The organism is Corynebacterium sp. (genome assembly GCF_012837295.1).
Classification (GTDB): Bacteria; Actinomycetota; Actinomycetes; order Mycobacteriales; family Mycobacteriaceae; genus Corynebacterium.
The window spans coordinates 1-2,280 of the sequence record NZ_DURI01000097.1; the positions used below are offsets into that span (position 1 = coordinate 1).

A 2,280-nucleotide genomic window follows, 5' to 3' on the forward strand; every position below is an offset into this window, starting at 1 on the left:
CGGCGGCTTCGCCGTCGTCGCGGGTGAGGTACGCCGTGAGCAGCACGCCGCCGATGGCGAGGACGATGCCCAGGATCAGCGTGACCACGGACCCCTTCTTCACCAGGTTTTCGCGGAGCTCGCGCTTGGCGACGAGACCGATCGCCGTCGAGGCGCGGTAGCCGCCGCGGGTGGCGGGGGAGTGAGTGACTGGGGTGCTCATGACTGCACGACCTCCTGGTACAGCTCGGTCAGCGGAATGTGGATCGGCCCGAAGGAATGCACCGGGCCGTGGGAACGGGCGAGGTCCAGCAACTGCTGGTCGACGCCCGCCGGGGCGGATTCGGCCAGTGTGATGACGGTGCGGCCGCGGGCGTCGACGCTGGTGGCGGCGATGCCGGGGACGCCGTCCGCCCAGCCGGCGGGGGCTCCGTCGACTTCGACGCCGAGAAGCTTCGGGCCCTTCTCGCGCAGTTCGTCGACGGTGCCTTCCGCGAGCATCCGGCCGTCGCGGATGATGCCGACGCGGTCGCACAGGCGCTCCACCAGATCGAGCTGGTGGGAGGAGAACACGACCGGGATGCCCTGGTCCGCTCGCTCGCGCAGCACCCGCGACATCACGCCGACGGCGATGGGGTCGAGGCCGGAAAACGGCTCGTCGAGGACGAGGACGGCGGGGTCATGGACGAGCGCCGCGGCGAGCTGCACGCGCTGCTGATTGCCCAGCGACAGGGTGTCGACCTTGTCGCCGGCGCGCTCCGTGAGGTTGAGGGTCTCGAGGAGCGTTTCTGCGCGGTCCTTCGCGGTCGGGCCGTCCATGCCGTGGAGCCGGGCGAAGTAGATCAGCTGGTCGAGCACCTTCTCCTTGGGGTACAGGCCGCGTTCTTCGGGCATGTAGCCGATGGTGCGGCGCGACGTGTCGTCGAGCGGGACGTCGCCGAGGCGGACTTCGCCGCCGTCGGTGGACAGCACGCCCAGCGCGATGCGCATGGTGGTGGTCTTGCCGGCGCCGTTCGCGCCGACGAAACCGTAGATTTCGCCGGGGCGGACGGAGAAGCTCATGCCGTCGAGGACGCGGAGGTCCCCGTAGGACTTGCGGAGATCATCGATGATCAGCGATTTGCCGTTCATGATCGTCTTCCTTTCGGGGCTGTCGGGACTGTCGGGATTCGTGCTTCCGGATCTCGTGTCCGGGGGATTCGCGGTTTCGGGGGTACGGGGCGCGCGGTCATTCATCGGGCATCGTCCACGCGATGATCGCGGTGGGCAGCGAGAGGATGACGAGGAAGGGGATGAGGAAACCGAGGCCGAGCAGATAGGGCACGTCCGCGGCCCACCCGGGGCGGGCCTGTCCGAGCCACGTGCCGAAGAAGACCAGGCCGAGGCTGAAGAACATGCCGAACCAGGTGAAGCATTGGTAGGCGAGGCTGCGCAGGCCCTCCACCCGCTCGCGCTCGTATTCGTCGAGCGCCGACGCCGGCGCCCCGTCGAGGTTGTCGGTGACGATGACCAGAGTGGTCCACGTTCCGATGAGGAGCACCGTGAACAGGATCCATGGCAGGCCCCAGAACGAGGATCCGCCGTCGCCCAGCAACGCGACCGCGAGCATGATCCCCGCGACGAGCATCAGCGCGATCATCGTCAAGTACGCGACGACGAGCCGCCGTCGGGCGCTGCGGTTCCGCAGCCCCGGGAACCAACCGGCCATCTGCTCGCGCCGCTCGAAGTATTTCCGTTCGCGACGGGCCTGCCAGCGGTCCGGGAAGGTCATGTCGCGCGTGCCGTCATTCGTCGTCTTCATCGCGTTTCCTCCGGATTCTTCGGATCGGGTCGGGTCTGGTTTTCGGGCTGGTTCAGGGACTGCTGCTGCGCCTGCGCCGCATAGAGCGCCGCGGACATCGGGGTGAACTCCTCCCGGGAGAACACTGCCTCGACGGGGAGGCCGAACACCTCGCACAACCGGAACGCCAGGTCGAGGCTGGGGTAGTGGTCCCCTCGCTCGAGGGCGCCGATCGTTTGGGGGTTGACCTCCACGGCCTCCGCCAGCCGCGCGCGGCTGAGCCCGCGTTCCGCGCGGAGCACAGCCAGTCGATTGAAGATTGGTCTCTGGGGACCACGTTTTACCGGGCTCATGTGACCAAGGGTTGTAAAAACCCAACGGTCTGTCAATGGAAGCAACGAAAAATCTTCTGCATTGACGACGAAAAAGTGCGAAGTTCCCGGTCAGCGGAACCACGTACCCTGGAAAACGTGATCACACGGCCAACGATTCTCGGGATCCTGTTCATCGCCAACGTCATC

The 2,280-nt window shown here is 67.0% G+C and carries 3 protein-coding genes and 1 pseudogene; all 4 read right to left on the reverse strand.

The window, feature by feature from the left end:
* Positions 1–202 (reverse strand): annotated as a pseudogene (locus tag GX015_RS03185) (hypothetical protein); the annotation flags it as partial.
* Positions 199–1,110, reverse strand: a complete 912-nt coding sequence (locus GX015_RS03190; protein WP_291342750.1) for an ATP-binding cassette domain-containing protein — start codon at positions 1,108–1,110, stop codon at positions 199–201. The gene GX015_RS03190 and the pseudogene GX015_RS03185, both read right to left, overlap by 4 nt.
* Positions 1,111–1,207: 97 nt before the next feature.
* Positions 1,208–1,780: a hypothetical protein gene (locus tag GX015_RS03195; RefSeq protein WP_291342752.1), complete on the reverse strand. Its 573-nt coding sequence runs from the start codon at positions 1,778–1,780 to the stop codon at positions 1,208–1,210.
* The gene (locus GX015_RS03200; RefSeq protein ID WP_291342754.1) at positions 1,777–2,112 is read right to left on the reverse strand and encodes a helix-turn-helix transcriptional regulator; all 336 of its coding nucleotides are present in this window, start codon (positions 2,110–2,112) and stop codon (positions 1,777–1,779) included. Before GX015_RS03200 ends, GX015_RS03195 begins: the two co-directional genes overlap by 4 nt.
* Positions 2,113–2,280 lie beyond the last annotated feature (168 nt).